Source organism: Pseudomonas syringae group sp. 243L2 (genome assembly GCF_032587875.1).
Taxonomy (GTDB): Bacteria; Pseudomonadota; Gammaproteobacteria; order Pseudomonadales; family Pseudomonadaceae; genus Aquipseudomonas; species Aquipseudomonas amygdali.
Map to the genome: position 1 here is coordinate 104902 of NZ_JAWHPL010000031.1, position 25666 is coordinate 130567.

At 58.5% G+C, this 25666-nt stretch carries 26 protein-coding genes; 15 read left to right on the top strand and 11 right to left on the bottom strand.

The annotated features are described in order from the left end of the window. Nucleotides 1-48: 48 nt before the first annotated feature. The 3 genes from RYB66_RS20475 to RYB66_RS20485 all read left to right on the top strand — a co-directional run bounded on the left by RYB66_RS20475 (nt 49) and on the right by RYB66_RS20485 (nt 1989). The gene (locus tag RYB66_RS20475; RefSeq protein WP_410478415.1) at nt 49-1257 is read left to right on the top strand and encodes an MFS transporter; all 1209 of its coding nucleotides are present in this window, start codon (nt 49-51) and stop codon (nt 1255-1257) included. Then, entirely contained in the window at nt 1254-1376 is a 123-nt protein-coding gene (locus RYB66_RS20480) for a hypothetical protein (protein ID WP_002554591.1), read from the top strand. The genes RYB66_RS20475 and RYB66_RS20480 overlap by 4 nt, the downstream gene beginning before the upstream one ends. A 61-nt stretch (nt 1377-1437) precedes the next feature. Beyond that, nucleotides 1438-1989, top strand: a complete 552-nt coding sequence (locus RYB66_RS20485) for a glutathione peroxidase (protein ID WP_002554590.1) — start codon at nt 1438-1440, stop codon at nt 1987-1989. Between the two features lie 276 nt (nt 1990-2265). Here the strand turns inward: RYB66_RS20485 and RYB66_RS20490 are convergent, their stop codons facing one another. The 3 genes from RYB66_RS20490 to RYB66_RS20500 all read right to left on the bottom strand — a co-directional run bounded on the left by RYB66_RS20490 (nt 2266) and on the right by RYB66_RS20500 (nt 4796). Further along, nucleotides 2266-3549, bottom strand: coding sequence for an OmpP1/FadL family transporter (locus RYB66_RS20490; protein ID WP_410478416.1), 1284 nt, complete (start codon nt 3547-3549; stop codon nt 2266-2268). A gap of 242 nt (nt 3550-3791) precedes the next feature. Beyond that, nucleotides 3792-4010, bottom strand: a complete 219-nt coding sequence (locus tag RYB66_RS20495; RefSeq protein WP_002554588.1) for a hypothetical protein — start codon at nt 4008-4010, stop codon at nt 3792-3794. 480 nt (nt 4011-4490) lie between these two features. Next, the gene (locus tag RYB66_RS20500; protein WP_005744718.1) at nt 4491-4796 is read right to left on the bottom strand and encodes a hypothetical protein; all 306 of its coding nucleotides are present in this window, start codon (nt 4794-4796) and stop codon (nt 4491-4493) included. 747 nt (nt 4797-5543) lie between these two features. On the opposite strand from RYB66_RS20500, the gene rmuC reads away from it, so the two are divergent. Both rmuC and RYB66_RS20510 read left to right on the top strand, forming a co-directional pair. Continuing rightward, the gene (gene rmuC / locus RYB66_RS20505; protein WP_162836993.1) at nt 5544-6908 is read left to right on the top strand and encodes a DNA recombination protein RmuC; all 1365 of its coding nucleotides are present in this window, start codon (nt 5544-5546) and stop codon (nt 6906-6908) included. 198 nt (nt 6909-7106) lie between these two features. Next, nucleotides 7107-7229 (top strand): PA1414 family protein, encoded by a 123-nt coding sequence (locus tag RYB66_RS20510; protein WP_101165338.1) that lies wholly within the window; start codon nt 7107-7109, stop codon nt 7227-7229. An 86-nt stretch (nt 7230-7315) separates the two neighbouring features. Here the strand turns inward: RYB66_RS20510 and RYB66_RS20515 are convergent, their stop codons facing one another. Next, entirely contained in the window at nt 7316-7609 is a 294-nt protein-coding gene (locus RYB66_RS20515; protein WP_016981431.1) for a hypothetical protein, read from the bottom strand. 225 nt (nt 7610-7834) lie between these two features. Between RYB66_RS20515 and RYB66_RS20520 the strand changes: the two genes are divergently transcribed. Continuing rightward, nucleotides 7835-8434, top strand: coding sequence for a tRNA-uridine aminocarboxypropyltransferase (locus RYB66_RS20520; RefSeq protein ID WP_002554584.1), 600 nt, complete (start codon nt 7835-7837; stop codon nt 8432-8434). A gap of 100 nt (nt 8435-8534) precedes the next feature. Further along, nucleotides 8535-9494: a DMT family transporter gene (locus RYB66_RS20525; protein WP_005744715.1), complete on the top strand. Its 960-nt coding sequence runs from the start codon at nt 8535-8537 to the stop codon at nt 9492-9494. A gap of 18 nt (nt 9495-9512) precedes the next feature. Here the strand turns inward: RYB66_RS20525 and RYB66_RS20530 are convergent, their stop codons facing one another. Further along, on the bottom strand, nt 9513-10127 hold the full coding sequence (locus RYB66_RS20530; protein WP_316895318.1) for an NAD(P)H-dependent oxidoreductase: 615 nt from the start codon (nt 10125-10127) through the stop codon (nt 9513-9515). Next, nucleotides 10120-11514, bottom strand: coding sequence for a class II fumarate hydratase (locus RYB66_RS20535; RefSeq protein ID WP_002554581.1), 1395 nt, complete (start codon nt 11512-11514; stop codon nt 10120-10122). The genes RYB66_RS20530 and RYB66_RS20535 overlap by 8 nt, the downstream gene beginning before the upstream one ends. Nucleotides 11515-11683: 169 nt before the next feature. On the opposite strand from RYB66_RS20535, the gene RYB66_RS20540 reads away from it, so the two are divergent. The 7 genes from RYB66_RS20540 to RYB66_RS20570 all read left to right on the top strand — a co-directional run bounded on the left by RYB66_RS20540 (nt 11684) and on the right by RYB66_RS20570 (nt 19501). Further along, nucleotides 11684-12211 carry a DUF2059 domain-containing protein gene (locus tag RYB66_RS20540; RefSeq protein WP_003314637.1) on the top strand — a complete coding sequence of 176 codons (528 nt, stop codon included), beginning with the start codon at nt 11684-11686 and terminating at the stop codon, nt 12209-12211. A gap of 15 nt (nt 12212-12226) precedes the next feature. Then, nucleotides 12227-12520 (top strand): BolA family protein, encoded by a 294-nt coding sequence (locus RYB66_RS20545; RefSeq protein ID WP_002554579.1) that lies wholly within the window; start codon nt 12227-12229, stop codon nt 12518-12520. A gap of 173 nt (nt 12521-12693) precedes the next feature. Continuing rightward, nucleotides 12694-13647: a rhodanese-related sulfurtransferase gene (locus RYB66_RS20550; protein WP_010200048.1), complete on the top strand. Its 954-nt coding sequence runs from the start codon at nt 12694-12696 to the stop codon at nt 13645-13647. 1 nt (nt 13648) lies between these two features. Further along, nucleotides 13649-14281 (top strand): DsbA family protein, encoded by a 633-nt coding sequence (locus RYB66_RS20555; RefSeq protein WP_005744709.1) that lies wholly within the window; start codon nt 13649-13651, stop codon nt 14279-14281. Then, entirely contained in the window at nt 14274-16100 is a 1827-nt protein-coding gene (locus tag RYB66_RS20560; protein ID WP_005744708.1) for an ABC transporter ATP-binding protein, read from the top strand. Before RYB66_RS20555 ends, RYB66_RS20560 begins: the two co-directional genes overlap by 8 nt. A gap of 123 nt (nt 16101-16223) precedes the next feature. Beyond that, nucleotides 16224-18686, top strand: a complete 2463-nt coding sequence (locus RYB66_RS20565; protein ID WP_016981429.1) for an EAL domain-containing protein — start codon at nt 16224-16226, stop codon at nt 18684-18686. 29 nt (nt 18687-18715) lie between these two features. Then, nucleotides 18716-19501 carry a TenA family transcriptional regulator gene (locus RYB66_RS20570; RefSeq protein WP_010200041.1) on the top strand — a complete coding sequence of 262 codons (786 nt, stop codon included), beginning with the start codon at nt 18716-18718 and terminating at the stop codon, nt 19499-19501. Nucleotides 19502-19530: 29 nt separating this feature from the next. Here RYB66_RS20570 and RYB66_RS20575 read toward each other — a convergent pair whose 3' ends face one another. The 5 genes from RYB66_RS20575 to RYB66_RS20595 form a co-directional block, all read right to left on the bottom strand. Next, complete coding sequence (locus RYB66_RS20575) at nt 19531-20457, bottom strand: GGDEF domain-containing protein (protein WP_002554573.1); 927 nt, start codon at nt 20455-20457, stop codon at nt 19531-19533. A gap of 214 nt (nt 20458-20671) precedes the next feature. Continuing rightward, a complete protein-coding gene (locus tag RYB66_RS20580) occupies nt 20672-21412 on the bottom strand; it encodes a YciK family oxidoreductase (protein ID WP_005744705.1) in 741 nt (246 codons plus the stop codon). 12 nt (nt 21413-21424) lie between these two features. Further along, on the bottom strand, nt 21425-22096 hold the full coding sequence (gene mupP / locus RYB66_RS20585; protein WP_316895320.1) for an N-acetylmuramic acid 6-phosphate phosphatase MupP: 672 nt from the start codon (nt 22094-22096) through the stop codon (nt 21425-21427). 3 nt (nt 22097-22099) lie between these two features. Then, nucleotides 22100-22798 carry a bifunctional 2-polyprenyl-6-hydroxyphenol methylase/3-demethylubiquinol 3-O-methyltransferase UbiG gene (gene ubiG / locus RYB66_RS20590; protein WP_002554570.1) on the bottom strand — a complete coding sequence of 233 codons (699 nt, stop codon included), beginning with the start codon at nt 22796-22798 and terminating at the stop codon, nt 22100-22102. 85 nt (nt 22799-22883) lie between these two features. Further along, nucleotides 22884-24215 carry a TRZ/ATZ family hydrolase gene (locus RYB66_RS20595; protein ID WP_316895322.1) on the bottom strand — a complete coding sequence of 444 codons (1332 nt, stop codon included), beginning with the start codon at nt 24213-24215 and terminating at the stop codon, nt 22884-22886. 120 nt (nt 24216-24335) lie between these two features. Here RYB66_RS20595 and mtnA point away from each other — a divergent pair, with 120 nt between their 5' ends. Next, nucleotides 24336-25412 (top strand): S-methyl-5-thioribose-1-phosphate isomerase, encoded by a 1077-nt coding sequence (gene mtnA / locus RYB66_RS20600; protein WP_005731285.1) that lies wholly within the window; start codon nt 24336-24338, stop codon nt 25410-25412. Nucleotides 25413-25666: the final 254 nt, after the last annotated feature.

Below are 25666 nucleotides of genomic sequence, written 5' to 3' on the forward strand. Positions count from 1 at the left end.
TCGCGATTCGCAGGTAAAACCATGTAACAAAGTGCAGGGAGCTTAACCATGACATCGATCTGGCGTACCAGCGGCTGGGTTCTGCTGGGCAGTGCGTTGATCCTTGCGCTTTCGCTGGGCACGCGGCACGGTTTCGGCCTGTTTCTGGCGCCCATGAGCGCGGATTTTGGCTGGGGGCGTGAGGTCTTTGCCTTTGCCATCGCCTTGCAGAACCTTATGTGGGGTCTGGCGCAGCCGTTCGCCGGGGCGCTGGCAGATCGATTTGGCGCGGCCAAAGTCGTCTTCGTTGGCGGTGTGCTGTATGCGGCAGGGCTATTGTGCATGAGTATGGCTGATTCGTCTCTGAGTCTTTCCCTTAGTGCTGGTTTGCTGATCGGTATTGGTCTGTCCGGCACGTCTTTTTCGGTCATTCTGGGTGTCGTCGGGCGCGCGCTGCCTGCGGAAAAACGCAGCATGGGCATGGGGATCGCCAGCGCGGCGGGTTCATTCGGCCAGTTCGCCATGTTGCCCGGCACACTGGGTTTGATCAGCTGGTTGGGCTGGTCCGGTGCCTTGCTGGTGCTGGGCTTGATGGTGGCTCTGATCCTGCCCTTGGTAGGCATGCTCAAGGATACGCCGAGCGTGTCTACCGGTATCGAGCTGACGCTGGGCGAGGCGCTGCGTGAAGCCTGCTCGCATTCGGGGTTCTGGCTGCTGGCACTGGGTTTCTTCGTCTGTGGCTTTCAAGTGGTGTTCATCGGCGTGCACCTGCCAGCCTATCTGGTGGATCAACACTTGCCCGCCAAGGTCGGTACAACGGTGCTGGCCTTGATCGGGTTGTTCAATATCTTTGGCACCTACACCGCTGGCTGGTTGGGCGGGCGCATGTCCAAACCTCGATTGTTGACCGCGCTTTATCTGTTGCGCGCGGTGGTGATCGTGTTGTTTCTCTGGGTCCCGTTGAGCCAGACCACTGCCTATCTGTTCGGCGTAGCAATGGGCCTGCTGTGGCTGTCGACTGTGCCGCTGACCAACGGCACGGTCGCGACACTGTTTGGTGTGCGTAACCTGTCGATGCTGGGCGGTATCGTCTTTCTGTTTCACCAGTTAGGCGCATTCCTCGGCGGCTGGCTGGGCGGGCTGGTGTATGACCGTACCGGCAACTACGACCTTGTCTGGCAAGTCTCGATACTGCTGAGTCTGCTGGCCGCCGCGTTGAACTGGCCGGTGCGTGAGCGCCCGGTGGCCAGGTTGCAGGCGCAGGGTAGCCTGGCATGAGCCGTCGCTGGCCTCTACTGGCGGCGGTGCTCGCAGGCGCGGTGGTGTTGGGGCTGGTCTGGTGGGCCTGGCAGCACGTTGGGCTGGCTGCGTTGCAACTGGGAATGGGCGCTTGCTAGGCAGACAGCCTGGCATGGGGTAGCGTGTCGACAAACGACAACATTATCCAGGGCCGCCATGATGAACATTCGCTTTGTTTCGATTCCTCTTCTGCTGCTGGCCATGAGTGGCGCTGCAATGGCTGCCGACTGTCCGCCGCTGCTGCAGGGCGAGTTGCCCAAGCTGCGCGCCAAGGAAAACATCGACCTGTGCAAACGCTTTGCCGGCAAGCCGCTGGTGGTGGTCAACACCGCCAGTTTCTGTGGCTTTGCCCCACAGTTCAAAGGGCTTGAAGAGCTGAGTCAGCGCTACAAGGGGCAGGGGCTTGAGGTGTTGGGCGTGCCGTCCAATGACTTCAAACAGGAAGCCAAGGATGGTGAGGAGACCGCCAAGGTCTGCTACGTCAATTACGGCGTGACTTTCACCATGACCGAGCCGCAGGCCGTACGCGGCGATGATGCGACCCATTTGTTCAAGGTGCTGGCCGAGCAAAGCAGTGCGCCGCGCTGGAATTTCTACAAGTACGTGGTTGATCGCCAGGGTAAAGTCATTGCCAACTTCTCCAGCATGACCAAGCCGGATGATCCTGAGCTGATCGCAGCCATTGAAAAGGCGATTGCGTCGAAGCCTTAGGGCGGGCTTGAGTGTTGTCTGAATCTGCCTGGCATCGCAGAAGCCTTGTGTGACGCGGAGCGCCACAAAGAGGACGCAGAGCGTCCAGAACTGCATGCCGACGCGGAGCGTCGGCACGATAGTCAGTCATGAGGCAGAGCATCTGTACGGTAGCCAGTCAATGACGCGGAGTATCTGTGCGGCAGTCAATCAATGCGGGTCTGAGCGCACCAGGCACGCAATAAAAAGCCCGTAACCATTACTGGTTGCGGGCTTTTTTCAGCCTGGCAGTTGCTATCAGAAGCGATAGGTGACCGAAGTGCCCAGGCCGTGAGCGGTGTTGCGGTAGTCAGCGCTGTACGAACCTTTGGTCGCGCTGGAGTCGCGGATCTTGGTTTCGTCTTCACGCAGGTACGAGTACGCCACGTCGATGGTCAGGTCGTCGGTCGGGCTCCAGCCTGCACCGAAACTGATGATCTTGCGATCGCCAGTCGGGATGCGTGGGGAGCGGTTGACGTTGTTGGTCGGCGACTGATCAACGGAGAAACCTGTGCGCAGGGTCCACTCTTTATTGACCTTGTACGAGGCACCGATGGCGTGCGCCCAGGTGTCGTGCCAGTTCTGTTCTTCGGTGATGGTGCCGATTGGGCCGGCAGAACCGCCCAGCAGAGCAGGGACGCCATCGTTGTTGACGGTGATGTCCTGCAGGCGGCTCCAGCGAGTCCAGGTACTGCCTGCGTAAACAGTCCAGTTCTCGTCGAGTTGCTGGGTGATAGAAAAGTCAACCGACTCAGGCGTGGAGATGTCCAGCGAAGCATCGTACTTCTGGCCGCCGAACGGGCCGAAACCCGAGCCTTCGATCTTGGTCTTGCCCTTGAGCTTGTAATCGACCTTGGAGTGGTAAGTCAGGCCCAGACGAGTGGTGTCGGTAGCCTGCACCAGAATGCCGGCATTGAAGCCGATTGCGGTGTCATCGCCTTCGATCTTTACCTTGCCGTCATTACGGCCCGGTGTTGCGGCGTTCAATGTTGCCGAGGTCAGTTCACCGTCGATGCGGTTGATGGTCGGGCCGAAACCGATGGAAACCTTGTCATTGAATGCATAGCTGACAGTTGGCTGGAAGGTCACGATCTGGACGTGACTCTTGTCGCCCCAGTAGCGGCCGGCGAAGCCTTTTTCGTAATCAGTGACCAGGCCGAACGGGACGTACACGCCCAGACCAAATGCCCAGTGATCATCGATAGGTTTGACGTAATAGCCCATTGGCACGCCGACCACCGGAACCATGTCACCGTCGTTGCTGCCGCCGAATGTGCCGCGACCGTTGTTGATGTCGGTCTTGGCGATCACGGCTGCGGCGCCGACGCTGATTTGTTCGCGTTTGATTCGGGACATGCCGGCAGGGTTGCCGAATACGGTGCTTGCATCATCGGCTGACGAGGAGCGACCTGCAAAGCCTGTGCCCATGCCGCTGATGCTTTGTTCGTTTAGGGCAAAACCGGCTGCAAGCAGTTGAGAAGAAGCCAGACCCAGGGCGAGTCCAAGTGTTGTCCGGTTCAGTGTTTTTGTCATTATTTTCATTATTAGAACTCCTTGTTGTTCACCGGTCGAAAATTACCAACATTTTCGATGGCGCGCTATAGGCTGAGGAGCCCGATTTAGAGCTATTCTTGTAGGACAATCTTGATGAAGCCGTGGGAATTGCAATTTAGACGAAGTCCCAGTGCTGCACATTGGTTAATGTCGTCAATTCAATATAGAGCGGGCATAAAAAAGCCCCGCTTTGCAGGGCGGGGCTTTTGGCGAGCAGTGAATCGTTTGCGTCAGGCGATGAGTGCTTGACGAGTACGCTCGATCACGGCTTGCAGCGGTTCGGCGCTTGCGTACTGATCGGGGTACAGGCGTTCGCTGTGACGGGCGATGCCGTGTTCGTTGACGATTGTAAAACTGAAACAGCCTTTGCGAGCGGCCATGATCAGGCAGTTCATCGGGGCAAAAGCATTGGTCAATGTGTGAATTGCGTGTTGGGTTTGAGTATTCATATTCAAGGTGTTTCCTGAAACAACACGGAACAATACCGTGCATAAATAAAGATTCCAGTAAACGCGGGCCGACATTTGATACAAAAGCCTGGCTGGGCGGAGAACCTGACTGGAACAAAGACAGGCAGTTGAAGCGCGCTTTATCGTATGGCGCTCTGGCTGACCGGTAGGTACTTAGGAGGGCAGGCAACACAACAGGAGCAAAGGTTCTACGCTCCGGGTGAAGATCCTGATCAATTGCAGGCTGGTTGAAGCAGACCATGAGAGCCATGACTGCACTGTCACCCCAAATGGTGCATCAGCGCGAAAGGTTCATGTCTGGAAACCATCGAGGTGGTCGATCCCTTGTTGCCAACATTCTCGTCGCATGGAGGAGTGTCTGTCGGGGGACTTGTCGACCGGAATTGATTTTCAGCTTGGTACTAACGGCGGTGATGCTACCCGCCATTTCGAAGTATTGCAAGCGTCGGTAAATAAAATTCACCAGTGCCCGACCATACGGAAGATCAGCACGGTCACGGATGCGACCATCGAGCAGCCGAGCAGGTAGGCAGCGATGGTCAGGCGCAGGGACTTGCGGCCTTCGATGGCGCGCATGATGTCGCCTGTCTTGTTGATACGTCCATTGCTCAGGTCGCTGCAGATGATCAGTAGCAGGGCAATTGCAGACAACAGCACGCTGTAGGCGAAGACGCCGCCGTCCGGCGGTGGCAGGACAATACTGGTGGCCAGGGCGACGATGCAGACGGCCATCAGCAGCAGGAAGAACTTCACTATCTCCTTCATGGGGCCTTCACTGAATCCTTGGTGGCTGATATTTGGTCTTTTTTGGCAGTGATTGGACCGCGAGATGCATGATTTGTCGCCTGCATTGTTTTCAAGGCGTCTGGTGAGGTGTGGACTGCGTCGGCGACAGGTCGATCCCAGTGGTTGAAAGGCTGCTGAAAGCCACGTATTCATTGAGAATAAGATGCAATCGAGCAACAATCATATGATGCCCGAAATGGCTGAAAAGAGCCCCGGCAAGGAGTTGTGCACATTAGCTGAACAAGCTGCCATATCACTGTCACAAGCGTTGCTAAGGGTTTGATTTATGATGGTGAATTATTAAGTCAATGAAAAACATCGTTTTTTTTAGCTGGTGAAAAAATCGTCAGTTTGAGCGCAGGCCGCATCCTGCTTGCGTTTGCGGAAGTTAAAGGGGGGTTGTCCACTGAGTTATCCACAGCTTCTGTGGATTGTCCCGGCTGAAATGTCCCCGAAATGGGGGCTGTGCACGTTGCTGAAAGCGCGTACAATCCGTTCCCCCGATTTGCCCCCGCCTGTTGATCTTGCCTCGCCCTAGACGACGTTTCTGCTGCACTATCACGCGCTTACCCACACTGCCGCTGGCGATGATTCAGCCTGCATGGAGTCTTTATGGCACTGGACCTGAACAGCCTGTTACTGGGGCTTGCTGCAGCTGCTGTGCCCTTGTTGGCATTGCTCTGGCAGTTGCAGCGTCGTCTGGCACTTCGTCAGGCCGAGAGCGCGCTGCTGGACGAGCGCCTGAGCATGGCGCAGATGGCGCAGGAAGGCCTCAATGCGCAACTGGATGCCTGCCGCGACGAGGTGAGTGACCTCAGCCAGGCCAATGCGGCCAAACAGGCCGACCTTGCAGCGCTGCGGCGCGAGGTCGAGTTGCTGCGTCAGGAAGGCGATAGCGCTCGCGAAACGGCGCATGCCTGGAATCATGAGCGTGCCGGCAGAGAAGCCGAGTTGCGTCGTCTGGATGCGCAGTGCGCGGCATTGAATGCCGAGTTGCGTGAACAGCAGGACAGCCATCAGCAGCGCCTGAATGACCTGCAGGGTTCCCGGGATGAGCTGCGCGCGCAGTTCGCCGAGTTGGCAGGCAAGATCTTTGATGAGCGTGAGCAGCGTTTTGCCGAAACCAGCCAGCAGCAACTGGGGCAATTGCTCACACCGCTCAAGGAGCGCATCCAGTCGTTCGAAAAGCGCGTCGAGGAAAGTTATCAGAACGAAGCCCGCGAACGTTTTTCGCTGGCGAAGGAGCTGGAGCGTCTGCAGCAGTTGAATCAACGTTTGAGCGATGAAGCCACCAACCTGACGCGCGCCCTGAAAGGGCAGAAGACCCAGGGTAACTGGGGTGAACTGATTCTTGAGCGGGTGCTGGAGCATGCCGGGCTTGAAAAGGGCCGTGAATACCAGACGCAAATAAGCCTCAAGGGGCCGGATGGCGAGCGCTTTCAGCCTGATGTGCTGATCATGCTGCCCGGTGACAAACAAGTGGTGGTCGATGCCAAGGTCAGCCTGACGGCTTATCAGCAGTACGTATCGGCTGATGACGACGTTATCGGTCAGGCTGCGCTCAAGCAACATGTGCTGTCGCTGCGCAATCACGTCAAAGGCCTCTCGGGCAAGGATTACAAGCGTCTTGAGGGGCTTCACAGTCTGGATTTCGTTCTACTCTTCGTGCCTATCGAAGCGGCTTTTTCTGCAGCCTTGCAGGCGGAGCCGAATCTGTTTCAGGAAGCTTTTGATCGCAACATCGTGATTGTCAGCCCCACCACACTGCTGGCCACCTTGCGGGTCATCGACAGCCTGTGGAAGCAGGAACGTCAGAGCCAGAACGCGCGCGAGATTGCCGAGCGGGCAGGTTGGCTGTACGACAAGTTTGTGTTGTTCATTCAGGATCTGGACGAGGTAGGCAACCGTCTGCAGCAACTGGACAAGGCCTACTCGGCGGCGCGCAACAAGCTGACGGAGGGGCGCGGCAACCTGATAAGCCGTAGCGAGCAACTCAAGCTGCTGGGTGCGCGTGCCAGCAAGAGTCTGCCCGCGGACTTGCTCGAACGGGCTATGACTGACAATGACGGCCTGATCAGTCCGCCTGAATGATCAGTTTGGCTCGTCGGCGCAACGTTCAGTAACAGGCCGTCCGTCGCAAAGACTAGAAGCGAGCCTGTACAAATGTCACATTGGCTGTATCGGAAAATTGTTTTCCGTAGCACTCGGCTAACGGTTCATTTGCTTCTATGATCTCTAGTGAGTGATGTGTACAGATTGACTGCCGGGTATTTCCCTCAAGGGGGCTCTATGAATAGCAAACTGCAAGAATGGCTCCATGACGCAGGCGTTGCATTGGGTCTTATAGAACGACCAAAACTGCAGCCCATTCCGGTTCGTGCCGATGATGATCGTCGTCGCCAACGCCGGTAAACCTCTCGCCTGACCCTCTTCGCTGGGCAGCGCGCATATTGAATCTGGTCGGGACGCACAGGAGTGTCCCGATACAAGGCTGGCATTCAACGCCGATGTCCGGGTTTTCCCTTGGTTTTGTTGCCTTCGTTTCCCATCAACAGAATTAGCTCGATGATCATGTGCAGGGAAAAGTCCTCGGGCTTTGTGATGGCCTGTTCCTTGATCTGGTCAGGAAACGCGAAGTTGAAGACGTCCCCCAGCGCCGCGAACAGGCACGCTATGTCATCGTCCTCAAAAGCCAGGTCGATGAAGGTGGCATCTTCGTGAATCATGCTTTTATCCACTAGAATGATGCCTAGTGCGTCAAACACCTTCTGTTTGATTTCTTCGCGATTCATGAAAGCCCCTGAGGTTGATCTTGTCAGATTCAGCAGGCGTACTTCATTTCACCAGCCCAAACCTCAAGGCTAGCTCAAATCGCTGTTGCAGCTACGGTCTACCCCCGCGCAATGGGGGCTATCCGGTTAAACTGCGCCGCAGTTCGACAGGCGGTTATGATGAGCTCAAGGTCATGGCGTAGCGCGGCATGTTTTAACCCTTTTGGATTGTCCGAGTAAGAACCGATGCCCCGCGCCCGCTGTAAACGTTGCCTGCGTCCCGTCCCGCACTGTCTCTGCGCCTTGATTCCGCAACTGGACAGCCGCACGCGAGTATTGATCCTGCAGCATCCCGATGAAGCCGGCCATGCGTTGAATACGGCGCGACTGGCCGCACTGGGTCTGGTCAATGCGCAGTTGCGAGTGGGGGAAGTGTTCGATGATCTGCAAACGCTTTTGAACCCGCCCGGCTATCAGGCGCGGTTGCTGTTTCCGGGTGACGCTGCCGAGACGTTGCTGCCCTATGTGCAGAACTCGCTGCCCATGTTGCTGGTCGTGCCGGATGGCACCTGGCGCAAGGCGCGCAAACTGCTGCACCTCAACCCCTTGTTGGCGGGCCTGCCAAGGGTCACACCAGGCATTGTGCCGGTTTCGCGTTATCGCTTGCGCAAAGCGCCGGGTCCGGATGCCTTATCGACGCTTGAGGCTATCGTTCATACGTTGCAGACGCTGGAAGCGCCACGCTCTTTCGAGGCGCTGCTGAAGCCTTTCGACGCCTTGATCGAAGGTCAGATTCAGGCAATGGGCAGCGAGACGTATCAGCGCAATCACGGCGGTCAGGGGTAAAGAACACAATTGGCGGCGTTAACTGCGCCCAGCTGTAACTGTTGCTTTGCAGATCAGCGCCTAGAATGAGCAACTGGTTCTATCTCTTGCGGAAGGTTCAATGCACATCTCGTCTGGTCGCTGGGTCTATGGCCTTTGTCTGTCGCTGTTGACTGCGTTGCTCTGGGGCATTCTGCCAATCAAGCTCAAGCAGGTCCTGCAGGTGATGGACCCTGTCACTGTGACCTGGTTTCGCCTGGCTGTTTCCGGCGCGCTGTTATTCATCTGGCTGGCGTCGGTCAAGCGCCTGCCCAGCTTCAAGGTGCTGGGACGCAAGGGCCAGGTACTGGTGGGGCTGGCGGTATTCGGCCTGGTCGGCAACTACGTGCTGTACCTCATCGGCTTGCGGCTGCTGAGCCCCGGTACCACGCAATTACTGGTTCAGGTCGGCCCGATCTTCCTGTTGATCAGCAGTATCTTTTTGTTCAAGGAACGTTTCAGTCTGGGGCAGGGCATTGGTCTGGCCGTCTTGCTGATCGGTTTCGGCTTCTTTTTCAATCAGCGGCTGGTGGAGCTGTTCACCTCGTTGGGCGATTACACCCTTGGTGTGCTGGTGGTGCTCCTGGCCTCGACCATCTGGACGTTCTATGGATTGAGCCAGAAGCAGCTCCTGACCGTGTGGAATTCGCTGCAGGTGATGATGGTGATTTACCTGTTCTGTGCGCTGTTGCTAACGCCTTGGGCGCACCCCGCCGAGGCGTTATTGTTGAGCCCGTTGCAGGGCTGGTTGCTGCTCGCCTGCTGTCTGAATACGCTGGTGGCCTACGGTGCTTTCGCTGAGGCGCTGGCGCATTGGGAGGCATCACGGGTTAGCGCGACGCTTGCGTTGACGCCGTTGGTTACGCTGACCGCCGTGGCTGCCGCAGCGTGGCTATGGCCTGATTATGTGCAGGCAGAGGAATTGAACGTGATGGGTTACGGCGGCGCGCTGCTGGTGGTGACGGGGTCGGCGCTGACCGCGCTTGGCCCTTCACTGGTCGCTGGCCTCAGAGCGCGCAAGGCAAGGCTCGCACAGGCCTGAATTCACCGCCCGGACAGATCAGCGCTTGCCCAGTGTCTGTGCCTGGAGAATCCATTCCTGGCGTTGCTGTTCGCTGGCACTGTGCACCGGGGCAAATTCGCTAAGACGTTTGGTTTTTATCCCGCAAAAGCCCAATATCGTCCGCACCATCTGCCGGTGGGCCGGCGCGCCGTAAATCCATTGAAAGTAGCGTGGCGGCGTGTCCATGGCGACCAGCAGCTCCGCAGTGCGGCCTCGGAGCAGCTCATTGGAGGAATGCTTGCGGCCATGGGTCTTGAACGCAAAACCGGGCGTCAGTACCCGGTCGAAAAAGCCTGTCAGTAGCGCCGGCAAGCCGCCCCACCAGACGGGATAGACGAATACCAGATGCTCGGCCCAGTGAATCTGGCGCTGGGCGTCGAGCAGGTCCGGTTCAAGTGTCTGGGTTTGATCGTAGCCGTTGTGCAGAATAGGATCGAAATCCAGCTCGCCCAGCTTGAGCTCCCGCACCACATGCCCCTCACTGCGCGCAGCCTGTGCATAGGCTTCACCAAGGGCATGGCAGAGGCTGATGGCTTTCGGTGTACCGTAAACCATCAGAATCCGTTTGCCGTTACCTTCCAGTGGCGTTGCGCCGCTTCTGGCATCAGCCATTACTGCCTGCCTCGAGCATTTTGTCCGGACGCACCCAGGCGTCGAACTCCTCATCGGTCAGATAACCCAGCGCCAATGCGGCTTCACGCAGGGTCAGGCCTTCGGTGTAAGCCTTCTTGGCAATCTGCGCCGATTTGTCATAACCGATATGCGGATTGAGTGCAGTAACCAGCATCAGTCCGCGCTCCAGGTGCTCAGCCATTTTTTCAGCATCCGGCTGCATGCCTGCAATGCAGTGTTCATTGAAATTGCTGCAGCCATCGGCCAGCAAGCGGATCGATTGCAGCACATTGTGGATGATCACCGGCTTGTAGACGTTCAGTTGCAGGTGGCCCTGGCTGGCGGCGAAGCCGATGGTCACGTCGTTGCCCATGACCTGGCAGGCGAGCATCGACAAGGCTTCGCACTGGGTCGGGTTGACCTTGCCGGGCATGATCGAACTGCCGGGCTCGTTGGCTGGCAGCCTGACTTCGGCCAGCCCGGCACGCGGGCCGGAACCCAGCAGGCGCAGGTCGTTGGCGATTTTCATCAGGGTTCCGGCCAAGGTCTTCAGTGCGCCGGAAAGTGCTGCAAGCGGCTCGTGACCGGCCAGTGCGGCGAACTTGTTGGGCGCAGTGACGAACGGCAGCCCGGACAGTGCAGCCAGCTCTGCTGCGATGGCCTCGGCGAAGCCTTTCGGCGAGTTGAGCCCGGTACCGACCGCAGTACCGCCCTGAGCCAGCTCATAGACGGCGGGAAGCGCAGCGCGAATGGCCTTTTCTGCGTAATCCAGTTGCGCGACAAACCCCGACAGCTCCTGGCCAAAGGTGATAGGCGTCGCGTCCATCATGTGCGTGCGCCCGGTCTTGACCAGTTTCATGTGCCGCGCAGCCTGTTCGGCAAGCCCGCTGGAAAGCTCGGCGATGGCGGGCAGCAGCTGTTCCTTGACCGCTTGGGCAGTGGCGATGTGCATGGCTGTCGGGAAGCAATCGTTGGAGCTTTGCGAGCGGTTGACGTGATCGTTGGGGTGAACTGGTGATTTACCGCCACGGCCCTGACCTGCCAGTTCGTTAGCTCGGCCTGCGATCACTTCGTTGACGTTCATGTTGCTTTGCGTGCCGCTGCCGGTCTGCCAGACCACCAGCGGGAATTGCGCGTCGTGCTGACCGTCGAGCACCTCATCGGCGGCCTGTTCGATCAGGCGGGCAATGTCGGCGGGCAGATCGCCGTTACGGTCGTTGACGCGTGCCGCGGCTTTCTTGATCAGGGTCAGCGCGTGCAGAACGGGCAGTGGCATACGCTGATCGCCAATCGCAAAATTGATCAGTGAGCGTTGGGTCTGCGCGCCCCAGTAGGCATCTTCGGGGACTTCGATCGGGCCAATGCTGTCGGTTTCGGTGCGGCTCACTGTTCTTACTCCTTTAAGTGCGTTGCAGGGTTAGGTGTCCATATGCCTACAGGGTTCCCGCGCAGTGCTTTTTAACCGCTGGGTGAACCGGGGGTTGAGCCAAAAGCCCAGATAAGCGCAGAATGGTCGGCCCTGGGGTAATGCCTCGTTTGCTAGATAAGGAAACTCGATGACCCGTCTTCGTGCCATTTGTACCGCGGTAGCCCTGGTCTGTGCCAGCGGCCAGGTCTTCGCCGACACCGCCAGTCACAACGCGAGCGCCGAAACGTTCCTGAAGCTTGCCAACGCCGATCGCCTGGGCGCTCCGGTCTATGCGCAGGTTCAGCAGATGTTCGCCCAGCGTTTTGCTGAAACCAAGGCACCTGCATCGAAAAAAGCCCTGCTTGAAACCTATCAGGCCAAGGCCAACACGGCTCTGGACCAGGCTATTGGCTGGAACAAGCTCAAGCCTGAGATGGTCAAGCTGTACACCGCCAATTTCACTGAAAGCGAGCTGAAGGACCTGGTTGCGTTCTACCAGTCTCCGCTGGGCAAGAAAGTGATGACCAAAATGCCTGAGCTGGCTCAGCAATCGGCCCAACTGACCCAAAGCAAGCTGGAAAGCGCAGTGCCGGTCGTCAACAAACTTCTGGCTGACATGACTGCCGAACTGGAACCTGCCAAGGCAGCCGCTCCAGCTCCTGCCAAAAAGCCCTGACAGGCGATTGCTGCCATGACCATGCAACAACGAATCGAGTCGGCGCTTGCGCTGCTGCAACCGCACCATCTGCAAGTGCTCGACGAGAGCCACATGCACAGTCGTGGTCAGCAGACCCATTACAAGGCTGTTCTGGTCAGTGATCAGTTTCAGGGCCTGAATTCGGTCAAGCGGCACCAGAAGGTTTACGCCACGCTGGGTGCCCTGATGGGCGAGTTTCATGCGCTGGCGTTGCACACTTACACGCCTGAAGAATGGTCGAAGGTCGGTGCAGCGCCTGCTTCACCGACCTGTGCTGGCGGTCACTGATCAGGGTTTTTTGGTTGATTTGCGCCCTTTTAGCGGGGCTATTGATCCGCTGACCTGCCTGCGGCACTCCGGTTTTTGCTAGAATCCGCACCGCGCCGCCTGGCCGGTGCGTTTTTTTGTCCGCACATTTTTACCCGGTAGGCCCTTTGCGAGGGTCGCCACTGGAGAGATACATGACTCAAGAGCCGATGACTCAGCCGATCGTCGTGGCCGCGCTGTACAAGTTCGTCACCCTCAGCGATTACGTGGAACTGCGCGAGCCCCTGTTGCAGGCGATGGTCGACAACGGCATCAAGGGCACGCTGTTGATCGCCGATGAAGGCATCAACGGTACGGTGTCCGGCAGCCGCGAAGGCATTGACGGCCTGATGGCCTGGTTGAAGAGCGATCCGCGCCTGATCGACATCGATCACAAGGAATCCTACTGCGACGAGCAGCCGTTCTATCGCACCAAGGTCAAGCTCAAGAAAGAGATCGTGACCCTGGGCGTAGAGGGTGTCGACCCCAACAAGAGCGTCGGTACGTACGTCGAGCCCAAGGATTGGAACGAGCTGATCACTGACCCTGAAGTGCTGTTGATCGATACCCGCAACGACTACGAAGTCTCGATTGGCACCTTCGAGGGCGCCATAGATCCGAAGACCACGTCTTTTCGCGAGTTTCCGGAATACATCAAGGCGCATTTCGACCCGGCGGTTCACAAGAAGGTCGCCATGTTCTGTACCGGTGGCATTCGCTGCGAAAAAGCCTCCAGTTACATGCTGGGCGAAGGTTTTGAAGAGGTCTATCACCTCAAGGGCGGGATTCTCAAATATCTGGAAGAAGTCCCCGAGCAGGAAAGTCAGTGGCGCGGCGAGTGTTTCGTGTTCGACAACCGGGTTACGGTGCGCCACGACCTGACCGAAGGCGATTATGATCAATGCCATGCCTGCCGCACGCCGATCAGTGCCGAGGATCGCGCCAGCGAGCATTACTCACCGGGTGTCAGCTGCCCGCATTGTTGGGATTCGCTGAGCGAGAAGACTCGTCGCAGCGCCATCGACCGGCAAAAACAGATCGAACTGGCCAAGGCACGTAACCAGCCCCATCCGATTGGTCGCAACTATCGTTTGCCCTCCGAGGCCTGACATGTCTGCCCGTCTGATCTATGTCATGGACCCTATGTGCTCCTGGTGCTGGGGCTTCGCTCCAGTTGCCGACGCGTTGGTGCAACAGGCTCGGGCAGCGGGCGTGCCGCTGCATCTGGTCATGGGCGGTCTGCGCTCTGAGGGTGCAGCGCTGGAACCGGCCAAGCGTCGTTACATTCTCGAGCACTGGCAGGCGGTCGAAGAGGCCACCGGCCAGCCGTTTCTTCGCGACGGTGCGCTGCCGGAAGGTTTTGTCTACGACACCACGCCTGCCTGTCTGGCCGTCACTGCGGCACGGCAGTTGGACCCTGACCGCGCCTGGGAACTGGTCGGGCTGATTCAGCGGGCTTTCTATAGCGAAGGTCGTGACGTAACACGCCCTTCATTGCTGGCCGAACTGGCCGGGCAGGCGGGGCTGTCGCGTCAGGCATTTGCCGATGAATTCGAGAGTAAGGAGCGGCAAGCTGCCACGGCAGCTGATTTCGCCTGGGCGCAGGATCTGGGCATCGCCGGTTTTCCGACCCTGCTTGCCGAGCGTAACGGCCAGTTGGCGCTGTTGACCAACGGTTATCAGCCGTTGAGCAGCCTTTCGCCCTTGCTGGGTCGATGGCTGGAGCGTGCAGCCAGTGCGTGATGAATCGCCCGATGCCGCCCGGCAGTCGCAAGCCAGGCATGGCGATGCGTTGAGTTGGGCCGAGATCCGGCGTCTTGCGTTGCGTCATAAAAAAGCCCTGTGGCTGGCCAATGGTGTCGCGGTTCTGGCGACACTGTGCAGCGTGCCGATCCCGTTGTTGCTGCCGTTGCTGGTTGACGAAGTACTGTTGGGGCGCGGCGATGCGGCACTGAAAGTCATGAATCACTTGCTGCCTGATGGCCTGCAAAAGGCGGCGGGCTACATCGGCCTGATGCTCTTGCTGACTCTGGTACTGCGTGTCGGAGCGCTGGTGTTCAACGTTCTGCAGGCGCGGCTGTTTGCCGGGCTGGCCAAGGATATCGTCTACCGTATCCGGCTACGTTTGATCGAACGGCTCAAGCGCATTTCCCTGCGTGAGTACGAAAGCCTGGGCAGCGGCACGGTGACTACGCATCTGGTGACCGACCTGGACACGCTGGACAAGTTTGTCGGCGAAACCCTCAGCCGACTGCTGGTAGCCACGCTGACCCTGGCAGGCACGGCGGGCATTTTGATGTGGATGCACTGGAAGCTGGCGCTGCTGATCATGCTGTTCAACCCGCTGGTGATTCTGCTCACGGTGAAGCTGGGCAAGCGGGTCAAGCATCTCAAGAAGCTGGAAAACGACAGCACGTCGCGTTTTACCCAGGCGCTGAGTGAAACACTGGATGCTATTCAGGAAGTCAGGGCGGGTAATCGACAGGGTTTCTTCCTTGGTCGGCTGGGCGTGCGGGCGCAGGAAGTGCGTGATTACGCCATCAATTCGCAATGGAAAAGCGACGCCTCGGGACGTGCCAGCGGGCTGCTGTTCCAGTTCGGTATCGATATCTTTCGTGCCGCCGCAATGCTCACGGTGTTGTTCTCGGACCTGTCGATCGGGCAGATGCTCGCGGTGTTCAGCTACCTGTGGTTCATGATGACGCCGGTTGAGCAACTGTTGAATCTGCAATACGCCTATTACGCGGCGGGTGGTGCTCTGACGCGTATCAACGAGTTGCTGGCGCGTGCCGATGAGCCGCAATATGTCGGCGGCACTGACCCTTTCGCAGGGCGCGAGACCGTGGGGGTCGAGGTGCGTGGCCTGAGTTTCGGTTATGGCGAAGACCTGGTGCTGGATCAGTTGAACCTGAGCATCGCGCCGGGTGAAAAGGTCGCCATCGTCGGTGCCAGTGGTGGCGGCAAGAGCACCTTGGTGCAGTTGCTGCTGGGCTTGTACACGGCCCGCACCGGAGTGATCCGTTTTGGCGGCGTCAGTCAGCAGGATATCGGTCTGGACACTGTGCGCGAGAACGTTGCCGTGGTACTGCAGCATCCCGCCCTGTTCAATGACACGGTGCGCGCCAACCTGACCATGGGTCGTGACTGCAGCGACGAAGCCTGCTGGCGTGCGCTGGAAGTTGCGCAACTCGATTCTGCGATCCGCGATCTGCCACAAGGTCTGGACAGCGTGGTAGGGCGCTCCGGGGTCAGAATGTCGGGTGGCCAGCGTCAGCGCATGGCCATCGCACGCATGGTATTGTCCGACCCTAAAGTGGTTATCCTCGATGAAGCTACCTCGGCACTGGACGCGGCTACCGAGTACAACCTGCATCAGGCCCTCGCACGTTTTCTGCGTAGTCGCACAACGCTGATCATCGCGCACCGCCTGTCGGCCGTGAAGCAGGCTGACCGGGTGCTGGTGTTTGATGGCGGGCGGATTGTCGAAGACGGCGGACACCAACAGTTGATTGCCGATGGAGGTCTTTACGCAAAGCTGTACGGACACTTGCAACAAATCTGATGTGCGATGCCTCGATCAGCGCACAGGTTGGCTCGATTGCGGGAGAATCACCCGCCATCATTTACGAATTTAGCCTAGTCTCTGCGCTAGACGTTTATTCAGGCATGTGGTGAGGTGAAACCCATGAATCAACCATGGACCTTCTCCAAGCCCCGTCTGTTGGGCATCGTATGGCCATTCATTGCCGTCGCGCTGTTTCAGGCGTTGCTGGGGTGTGTCAGTCTCTACACCATGTCTGCGGTGCGCAGCTATGTGGCGGGCGAGAGTCTCTGGTCCAAGGGCCAGAAAGACGCCATCCATTACCTGAGCCTATACGCCATCACGCATGATGAGCGTGACTATCTGAAGTATCAAAACGCCTTTTCCGTCCCTCAGGGCGGCCACGCCTTGCGCAAGGCGCTCGATCAGCCTATTCCGTCCATGGCGGATGCCAGGGCCGGGATCATCCAGGGCGGCAATCACCCCGATGACGCGAACGGCATCATCTGGATGTACCTGAACTTCCATAACTTCAGCTTCATGAAGCAGGCCATTCACTTTTGGGAGGTGGGTGATGGCTACCTCATGCAGCTCAATGAACTTGCGCGGAATATTCACGACCGGGTCGGTGAGGGTGAGGTGACTGCCGCCGAGGTCAATCAGTGGCGAGTGCAGATCAATGTCATCAATGAAGGGGTAACACCCGCAGCGCGGGCGTTCAGTGATGCGCTGGGCGAGGGGTCCCGGTTCATCCTCAACCTGCTGATTGCGGTCAATCTGGTCACTGCCGTTTTACTGATTCTTCTGGCGCTGCTGCGCGTGCGTCGTCTGATTGTCCAGCGGCGCGTGTTTGCTGATGCCCTGCAACTTGAGAAAGAGCGCGCCCAGATTACCCTGGAGTCCATCGGCGACGGAGTGATCACCATCGACGTGGCCGGGGCCATTGTCTACATGAACCCCGCAGCCGAGGGCCTGACGCACTGGAAAAGCACCCAGGCCAGCGGGCTTCCGCTGACAGCGCTGTTCAATCTGCTGGATGAAAACGATCAGAAGGACACCTCGACGCTGGTCGAACAGATCGTCACCGGCAAGCTCAAGGGCGGCAGCGCCAACAGCAAGCTTATCCAGCGGCTGGATGGCAGTACGGTCTCGGTAGCACTGGTCGGTACGCCGATCTACAACGAGGGGGTGGTCAGCGGGGCGGTGCTGGTACTGCATGACATGACACAGGAGCGTCAGTACATCGCCGATCTGTCATGGCAGGCCGCCCATGATCCGCTGACCGGGCTGGTCAATCGCAGTGAATTCGAGCATCGCCTGCAGCGGGTACTGGATGGTATTGACGATCAGGCGAGCAGCCACTGTCTGATGTTTCTTGACCTGGATCAGTTCAAATTGGTCAATGACACCGGTGGTCATGCGGCGGGCGATGAGCTGCTGCGCCAGCTTTGCCGGGCACTGCCGCAGGGCTTGCGCGACGGTGACACACTGGCCCGGTTGGGAGGTGACGAGTTCGGCGTGTTGCTGGTCGATTGCCCTGCCGACACGGCCCTCGATATAGCCGAGGGGTTGCGCGAGATCGTGCAGACCCTGCATTTCATGTGGAAAGGTCGGCCATTCATGACTACCGTAAGTATCGGTCTGGTGCAGCTCGGCGATACACCCGCCACGCTTGAAGGGTCGTTGTCTGCTGCCGACATGGCCTGTTATATGGCCAAGGAGAGAGGCCGCAACCGGGTTCAGGTCTACAGTGTTGACGACCTGACCCTGTCGATGCGTTTCGGCGAGATGGCCTGGATACAACGTCTGCACATGGCAATGGATGAAAATCGCTTTTGCCTTTATGCGCAGGAAATCGCTTCGATCAAAGGTGAAGGCGATGAGGTGCGGCACATAGAAATCCTCCTGCGCCTGCGTGATGAGTCCGGACGAATGGTGGTTCCGGACAACTTTATCCCGGCTGCCGAGCGCTACGGTCTTATGACGACGCTGGATCGTTGGGTGGTGCACAATGTCTTCAAAGTGATCGCCCAATGCCAGAGTGATGATCGGCATCAGGCACCGCAGGCGCTATGTGCTATAAATTTGTCAGGTTCAAGTATCGGCGATGATACGTTCCTCGAATACCTGAAACAGCAGTTCAAGGCATTTGCCGTATCGCCCGGAATGATCTGTTTCGAGATCACTGAAACCAGTGCCATTGCAGACCTGGACAGCGCGATTCGCTTTATCAACGAGTTGAAGGGGCTGGGCTGTCAGTTTTCCCTTGATGATTTCTGTTCGGGCATGTCGTCCTTTGCCTACCTGAAACATTTGCCTGTGGATTTTCTGAAAATCGATGGCAGTTTTGTAAAGGACATGCTCGACAATCCGATCAACAAGGCTATGGTCGAGGTCATCAACAATATTGGTCATGTGATGGGCAAGCGCACCATTGCCGAGTACGTAGAAACGCCGCAGATAGAGTTTGCGTTGCAGGAAATGGGCGTGGATTTTGCACAAGGGTATCTGATAGCACGCCCTGAATTGTTCACTTGCGAGAGTCTTTACATTCAGCCCGTACGGCCTGACCCCCTGATGTTCGGCGCGCCAGGAACGCTACGTTAATCAGTTGAAACCCTATAAGGAGATACCCAGTGATCGACACTTTCGAGAGAACCGGTCCGCTCATGGAAGCCAGCAGTTATCCGGCCTGGGCGCAGCAGTTGATCAAGGATTGCAGCGCTGCAAAGGCACGGGTGGTCGAGCACGAGTTGTACCAGCAGATGCGTGATGCAAAGCTGAGCCCGCAGATCATGCGCCATTACCTGATCGGCGGTTGGCCGGTTGTCGAGCAGTTCGCGGTGTACATGGCCAAGAACCTCACCAAGACCCGCTTTGGTCGTCATCCCGGCGAAGACATGGCGCGCCGCTGGCTGATGCGCAATATCCGCGTCGAACTCAATCATGCCGACTACTGGGTGAACTGGTGTGCGGCGCACGACGTGACGCTTGAAGACCTCCACGATCAACGAGTTGCGCCTGAGCTGCATGCACTGAGCCACTGGTGCTGGCAGACCAGCTCTTCGGATGCACTGGCTGTTGCGATGGCGGCCACCAACTATGCCATTGAAGGGGCGACGGGCGAGTGGTCGGCAGTGGTCTGCTCCAATGGTGCGTACGCCGAAGCATTCCCTGAAGAAACCCGCAAGAAAGCCATGAAGTGGCTCAAGATGCATGCACAGTACGACGACGCGCACCCTTGGGAGGCGCTCGAGATCATTTGCACGTTGGTGGGTAATAAACCGAGCCTGCAGCTGCAAGCTGAGCTGCGTCAGGCCGTTACCAAGAGTTACGATTACATGCATTTGTTCCTGGAGCGCTGCATGCAGCTGGACAGGGTCAAGCCTGCGCGTGGGCGTGTTGCCGCGCTGGAAGTTTAGAGGCTGGGCGAGAAAGGCAGGAAAGAGTGCTAGCTGGCCATGGCAAGACGGTTGCGACCTTCGCGTTTAGCAACATACAGGGCGTTGTCGGCCCTGCGCAGCAGGCTGTCGGCGGTTTCTGCCGGCAGCAGTGTTGAGCATCCCAGGCTGACGGTCATGGTCAGGGCTGGGTCAAGCTCGCGAAACTCGAGGTTCCGCACGGCCTGACGCAGGCGTTCGCCGATCAGTTCAGCCGAACTGGCTCCGGTGTTGGAAAGAATCACCACGAACTCTTCACCGCCATAGCGGAACACACGATCGATGTTGCGCAGTTGCGCTTTCAGGCTTTGCGCAACGGTTTTCAGTACATCATCGCCAGTATGATGGCCGTACTCATCGTTCACTTTCTTGAAATGATCGATATCCAGCATAAGCAATGAAAGCGGTTGCTTGTGACGACGCGATATTTCTATCTCGCGAGCCAGGCCCTGATCCATTGCGATACGGTTACCGGTACTGGTCAAAGGGTCGCGCAACGCCGTCTGTGTCGCAATGCGATACAGCAGGGCGTTCAGCAGCGGGTACACCAGACAGACCAGCAGCGATTCAAGGTCGCTCAGTTGCCGGGTATCAAATGGCTTGGCGCCTTGAAACTCCAGCTCACCGATGCACTTGCCCTCGTGACGCAGGTGAAAGGTGGCGCTGTCGGATGACATCTCGCCCAGACGCAGATTCAGGTCGCTTTCGATATGTCGATAGGCCAGACCACTCAATGGCAGGAACCGTTGCACACCCTGAAAAAACAGGGTCAGTATCCGCTCGGCTTCCAGGCTGGTCTGCAATTGTCGCCCAAGCTGATAAACCAGCTCGGGCAGTGACGGGGGTGGAAGTATGGCGTCGGGTCGATTTCGAAAACCCAGGCGTTGCAGTTCAGCCGTATCGAAATCGATTGCATGGGTCTGGGTAGGAAAATTCATCTCTTCGCTCCTCAGCACATATTGCTGGCTTGGCTGGGTTAGAGGGGATGTCGTGCCATTCGGTTCATTTTTGCCCGGACTTATTAAAATCAGTGGTTTAGCTGACGCCATCTCTCTGACAGTGAGGGCGAGTCGGCAATTCCTTGACTTAAAATGCCGCTAAAAACGCCTGCCGTGACAGTTTTCCGTCACGGCAATGTCTGGTTATTTTTGCTCACTGAGCATTCAGCGCCTGCCCGTTTATGCCCTTACTGTCCGGTCCCATCAAGTACAGGTAGACCGGCATGATGTCTTCAGGCGCGGGATTGTTCTGCGGGTTTTCGTCAGGGTAGGCCTGCGCACGCATACCGGTGCGGGTAGCGCCCGGGTTGATGCTGTTGGCCCGCACACTGGTGACGCCTTCAAGCTCGTCGGCGAGGGTTTGCATCAGGCCTTCGGTAGCAAATTTCGATACCCCGTACGCGCCCCATTGCGCGCGGCCTTTGCGACCAACGCTGCTGGAAGTGAAGGCCACCGATGCATCGGTCGAGCGCCGAAGCAGTGGCAGCAATGCCTGGGTGAGCATGAAGGTGGCATTGACGTTGACGTGCATGACCTGCATGAAGTCTTCGCCTGGCAGGTGTTCCACTGAAGTGCGCGGTCCGATGATCGAGGCGTTGTGCAGCAGCCCGTCAAGACGGCCGACTTTGCGCTCGATCATGGTCGCCAGGTCGTGATACTGCGCGGGGTCGGCGCTTTCCAGATCGAAGGGTATGACCAACGGCAGCAAATGACCTGCTGCCTGTATCTCGTCATGGACCTGAGCCAGGCTGGCTTCAGTTCTGCCCAGCAGCAGAACAGTCGCGCCATGCGCTGCGTAGGTTTTTGCGGCTGCAGCACCGATGCCGCGAGCGGCACCGGTGACCAGAATGATCCGGCCCTTGAGCAGTTCCGGGTGCGCGGAGTAGTCAAACATGTAAAACCTCGTTCAGCAGCTGCACAGTGCGTTATCCAGCACCTTGCGCAGTTCCAGCGGATGATCGACCACCACGTCGGCACCCCAGTGATCAGGATTGTCGTCGGGGTGGATGTAGCCGTAGCGCACGGCAGCAGTCTTGGTGCCTGCGTCGCGGCCGGACTCAATGTCGCGCAGATCGTCGCCTACGAACAGGACACTGGCCGGGTCGAGGTCGAGCATCTTGCAGGCCAGAATCATCGGCTCGGGGTGTGGCTTGCTGTGCGTGACGTGGTCCGGGCAGATCAGTACGGCGGAGCGTTCGGCCAGGCCGAGCTGTTCCATGATCGGCTGAGCGAAGCGCACCGGCTTGTTTGTCACCACGCCCCAGATCAGGCCGGCCTTCTCGATGTCGACCAGCAACTCGCCCATGCCATCGAACAGTCTGCTGTGGACGGCGCAGTCACGCTGATAGCGCTCCAGGAACTCGAGGCGCAATGCTTCGTATTGCAGCGCTTGCGGCGACATCGCGAAGGTCGCTGCCACCATAGCTCTGGCGCCACCTGAAACTTCATCGCGGATCAGTTTGTCCGGTACGGGGGGAAGGCCGCGGTCGGCCAGCATCGCCTGAGCAATGGCGATGAAGTCCGGTGCGGTGTCGAGCAGGGTGCCGTCCATGTCGAATAAAACCGCTCTCAGGCGCATCTGTCATGCCTCCCGCAGGGTCTGGATCATGTAGTTGACGTCGACGTCGGAGGCCAGCTTGTAATGCTTGGTCAGCGGATTGTAGGTCAGACCGATGATGTCCTTGACCTGCAAGCCTGCATCGCGGCTCCAGGCACCCAGTTCGGAAGGGCGGATGAATTTTTTGAAGTCGTGGGTCCCGCGTGGCAGCAGGTTGAGGATGTATTCGGCACCGACCACAGCGAACAGATAAGCTTTCGGGTTGCGGTTGATGGTCGAGAAAAACACCTGACCGCCCGGCTTGACCATGCGATAGCAGGCGCGGATCACCGACGATGGGTCCGGTACGTGCTCAAGCATTTCCAGGCACGTCACCACATCGAACTGCTCGGGCATCTCTTCGGCCATGTCCTCGGCGGTGATCTGCCGATACTCGACGCTGACGCCTGATTCAAGCTGATGCAGTTGTGCGACGGCCAGCGGCGCTTCGCCCATGTCGATGCCGGTCACCGTTGCGCCGCGCAGGGCCATCGCCTCGCTGAGAATGCCGCCGCCGCAGCCGACGTCGAGCACCTTCTTGCCTGCCAGGCCGACACGCTCGTCGATCCAGTTGACGCGTAGCGGGTTGATGTCATGCAGCGGCTTGAATTCGCTTTCGCGGTCCCACCAGCGATGGGCCAGGGCCTCGAATTTAGCGATTTCTGCGCGGTCGACGTTGCTCATGGGTGTCCCTCTTGAACTCAAAATTCTTTTTCATCAGTCAGGCTTATAGATAAGCCTGGCTGGCATGTGTTCGGTCCGAATCGAATTATTCGGCTTTACCGGAAATACGCTGGCCCCACGCAATCGCGGTGTCGCGCAGTGCGGGTTCATCCATGCGAGTCAGCCGGCGAGCGTCGAGCAATTGCTTGCCGGCCACCCAGACATGGCTTACGCAATCGCGGCCAGTGGCATATATAAGCTGCGATACCGGGTCGTAGATCGGTTGCTGGGCCAGACCCGACAGGTCGAAAGCGACCATGTCTGCCGCCTTGCCGATCTCCAGCGAGCCGGTCTCGGCCTGAATACCCAGGGCGCGAGCGCCGTTCAGCGTCGCCATGCGCAGCGCACGGTGTGCATCCAGTGCCGTGGCCGAACCGGCAACAGCCTTGGCCAGCAAGGCGGCGGTGCGGGTTTCGCCGAGCAGGTCCAGGTCATTGTTGCTGGCGGCACCATCGGTACCTACCGCAACGTTCACACCGGCCTGCCACAATCGTTCGACCGGGCAGAAACCGCTGGCCAGCTTGAGATTGGATTCTGGGCAATGAATCACGCTGGTATTGCTTTCCACCAGCAGGGCCAGATCGTCGTCGTTGATCTGTGTCATGTGCACGGCCTGGAAGCGCGGGCCGAGCATGCCCAGCCGATTCAAGCGGGCGAGAGGGCGCTCCTGGTGCTGTTCGACAGCCTGTTCGACTTCGAATGCGGTCTCATGGACATGCATCTGAATCATGGCGTCCAGTTCATCGGCGATAACCCGGACCTTCTCCAGATTCTCGTCGCCCACGGTGTAGGGCGCATGCGGGCCAAAGGCGATCTTGATGCGTGGATGATGGGCGAGGTCGTTGAACAGCTCGATACCGTTGTGCAGTGCTTCATCCGTTGTGTGAGCCCCCGGAATCGGGAAATCCAGTACCGGAACGGTGATCTGCGCGCGCATGCCGCTGGCGTGGACGCGCTCGGCAGCCACCTTGGGGTAGAAATACATGTCCGAGAAGCAGGTGATGCCGCCCTTGAGCTGCTCGGCGATGGCCAGGTCGGTGCCATCGCGAACGAAGTCTTCGTTGACCCATTTGCCTTCGGCGGGCCAGATATGGTCCTGCAGCCAGGTCATCAGTGGCAGGTCATCGGCCAGCCCGCGAAACAGTGTCATGGCTGCATGACCGTGGGCGTTGATCAGGCCTGGGCTGAGCAGCATGCCGGGAAGCTCCTGCACCTGCACTGCGTTTTGCCTCAATGCCTCGGCCCGCGGCCCTATATAGACGATACAGCCGTCGCGCACGCCGATGCCGTGGTCCTTGAGCACCACGCCTGCGGGCTCGACCGGCACCAGCCAGGCGGGCAGGAGCAAAAGGTCGAGCGGTGCTGTAGCGTTCGGCATGAGAAGGTTTCCATCGTTTATTACGTTGATGGCGAAGTATACCCGAGCGTCTTCGCAGGCGGCTCGCTATAATCAGCGGCTTTTGATGCTGGGTTTCGGATGTTCAAGATGGAGTTGGCGATGCGCGATCGACTGTTGGCTGCAGAGAAAGTTAAGGCCATCGATTGGCGAGACGACGCTCTGTACCTGCTGGACCAGCGGGTACTGCCGTTCGAGGAAGTCTGGCACCGCTATACCACCGCCGAGGGAGTCGCCGAGGCGATTCGCACGATGGTCGTGCGCGGGGCACCGGCCATCGGTATCAGTGCCGCCTACGGTGCGGTGCTGGGCGCACGTGCGCGCATTGCCGAAGGCGAGGACTGGTATCCGGCGCTGGAAGAAGACATGCAGTTGCTGGCCGACTCACGCCCGACCGCCGTGAACCTGTTCTGGGCGCTGAACCGGATGCGTGATCGTCTGATGCGTGTGAAGGACGGTGACGATCCGCTCGTGGCCCTTGAGGCAGAAGCCGTGGCGATTCATTTGAGTGATCGCGAGGCCAATCTGACCATGGCGCAACTGGGCGCCGACCTGATCCGCAGGCATCAAGGCAACTTGCAGACGGTGCTCACCCACTGCAATACCGGAGCGCTGGCCACCGGTGGTTTCGGGACTGCGTTGGGCGTGATCCGCGCAGCGCATCTGGAAGGCATGATCGAGCGGGTCTATGCCGATGAAACCCGGCCCTGGCTGCAGGGTTCGCGGCTTACCGCATGGGAACTGGCCAACGAGGGCATCCCGGTCACCCTGAATGCAGACTCCGCCGCTGCGCACCTGATGCGTACCAAGGGCATTACCTGGGTCATCGTCGGGGCTGATCGCATCACCGCCAATGGCGATGTTGCGAACAAGATCGGCACCTATCAGCTTGCCGTAGCCGCGATGCACCACGGGGTGCGCTTCATGGTGGTGGCACCGAGCTCGACCATCGATATGGAGATGGCCAGCGGCGACGACATCATCATTGAAGAGCGCGACGGCCGTGAGCTGCTTGAAGTGGGCGGTCAGCGGGTTGGTGCACAGGTCGAGGCCTTCAATCCGGTGTTCGATGTGACACCGGCAGACCTGATCGATGCGATTGTGACCGAGAAGGGCATTGTCGAGCGTCCCGATACCGCCCGGATGGCGCAATTGATGAGCCGTAAACACCTTCACTGATGCGGTCGGGCTCGAGCCGTTGCCGCTGTGCAATGCGGCTGGGCGGGCCTGTAAGCGTTTCTCAGGCGTCTGGCACGCCGGTGGCTCGTTTTCAGCGCCTGCAAAGGATGTGAGCGCCTCGGCGATTGTGGTAATATCCGGCGGTTATCGGGGACACTGATTGTAGTCGCCCACGCTGCGTAGATTCATGGCATAACTCGTTGATTTGTCGTAAGTCGCTGCCCTGCACATGCTGGCAGCGGCGAGCTTCGTAT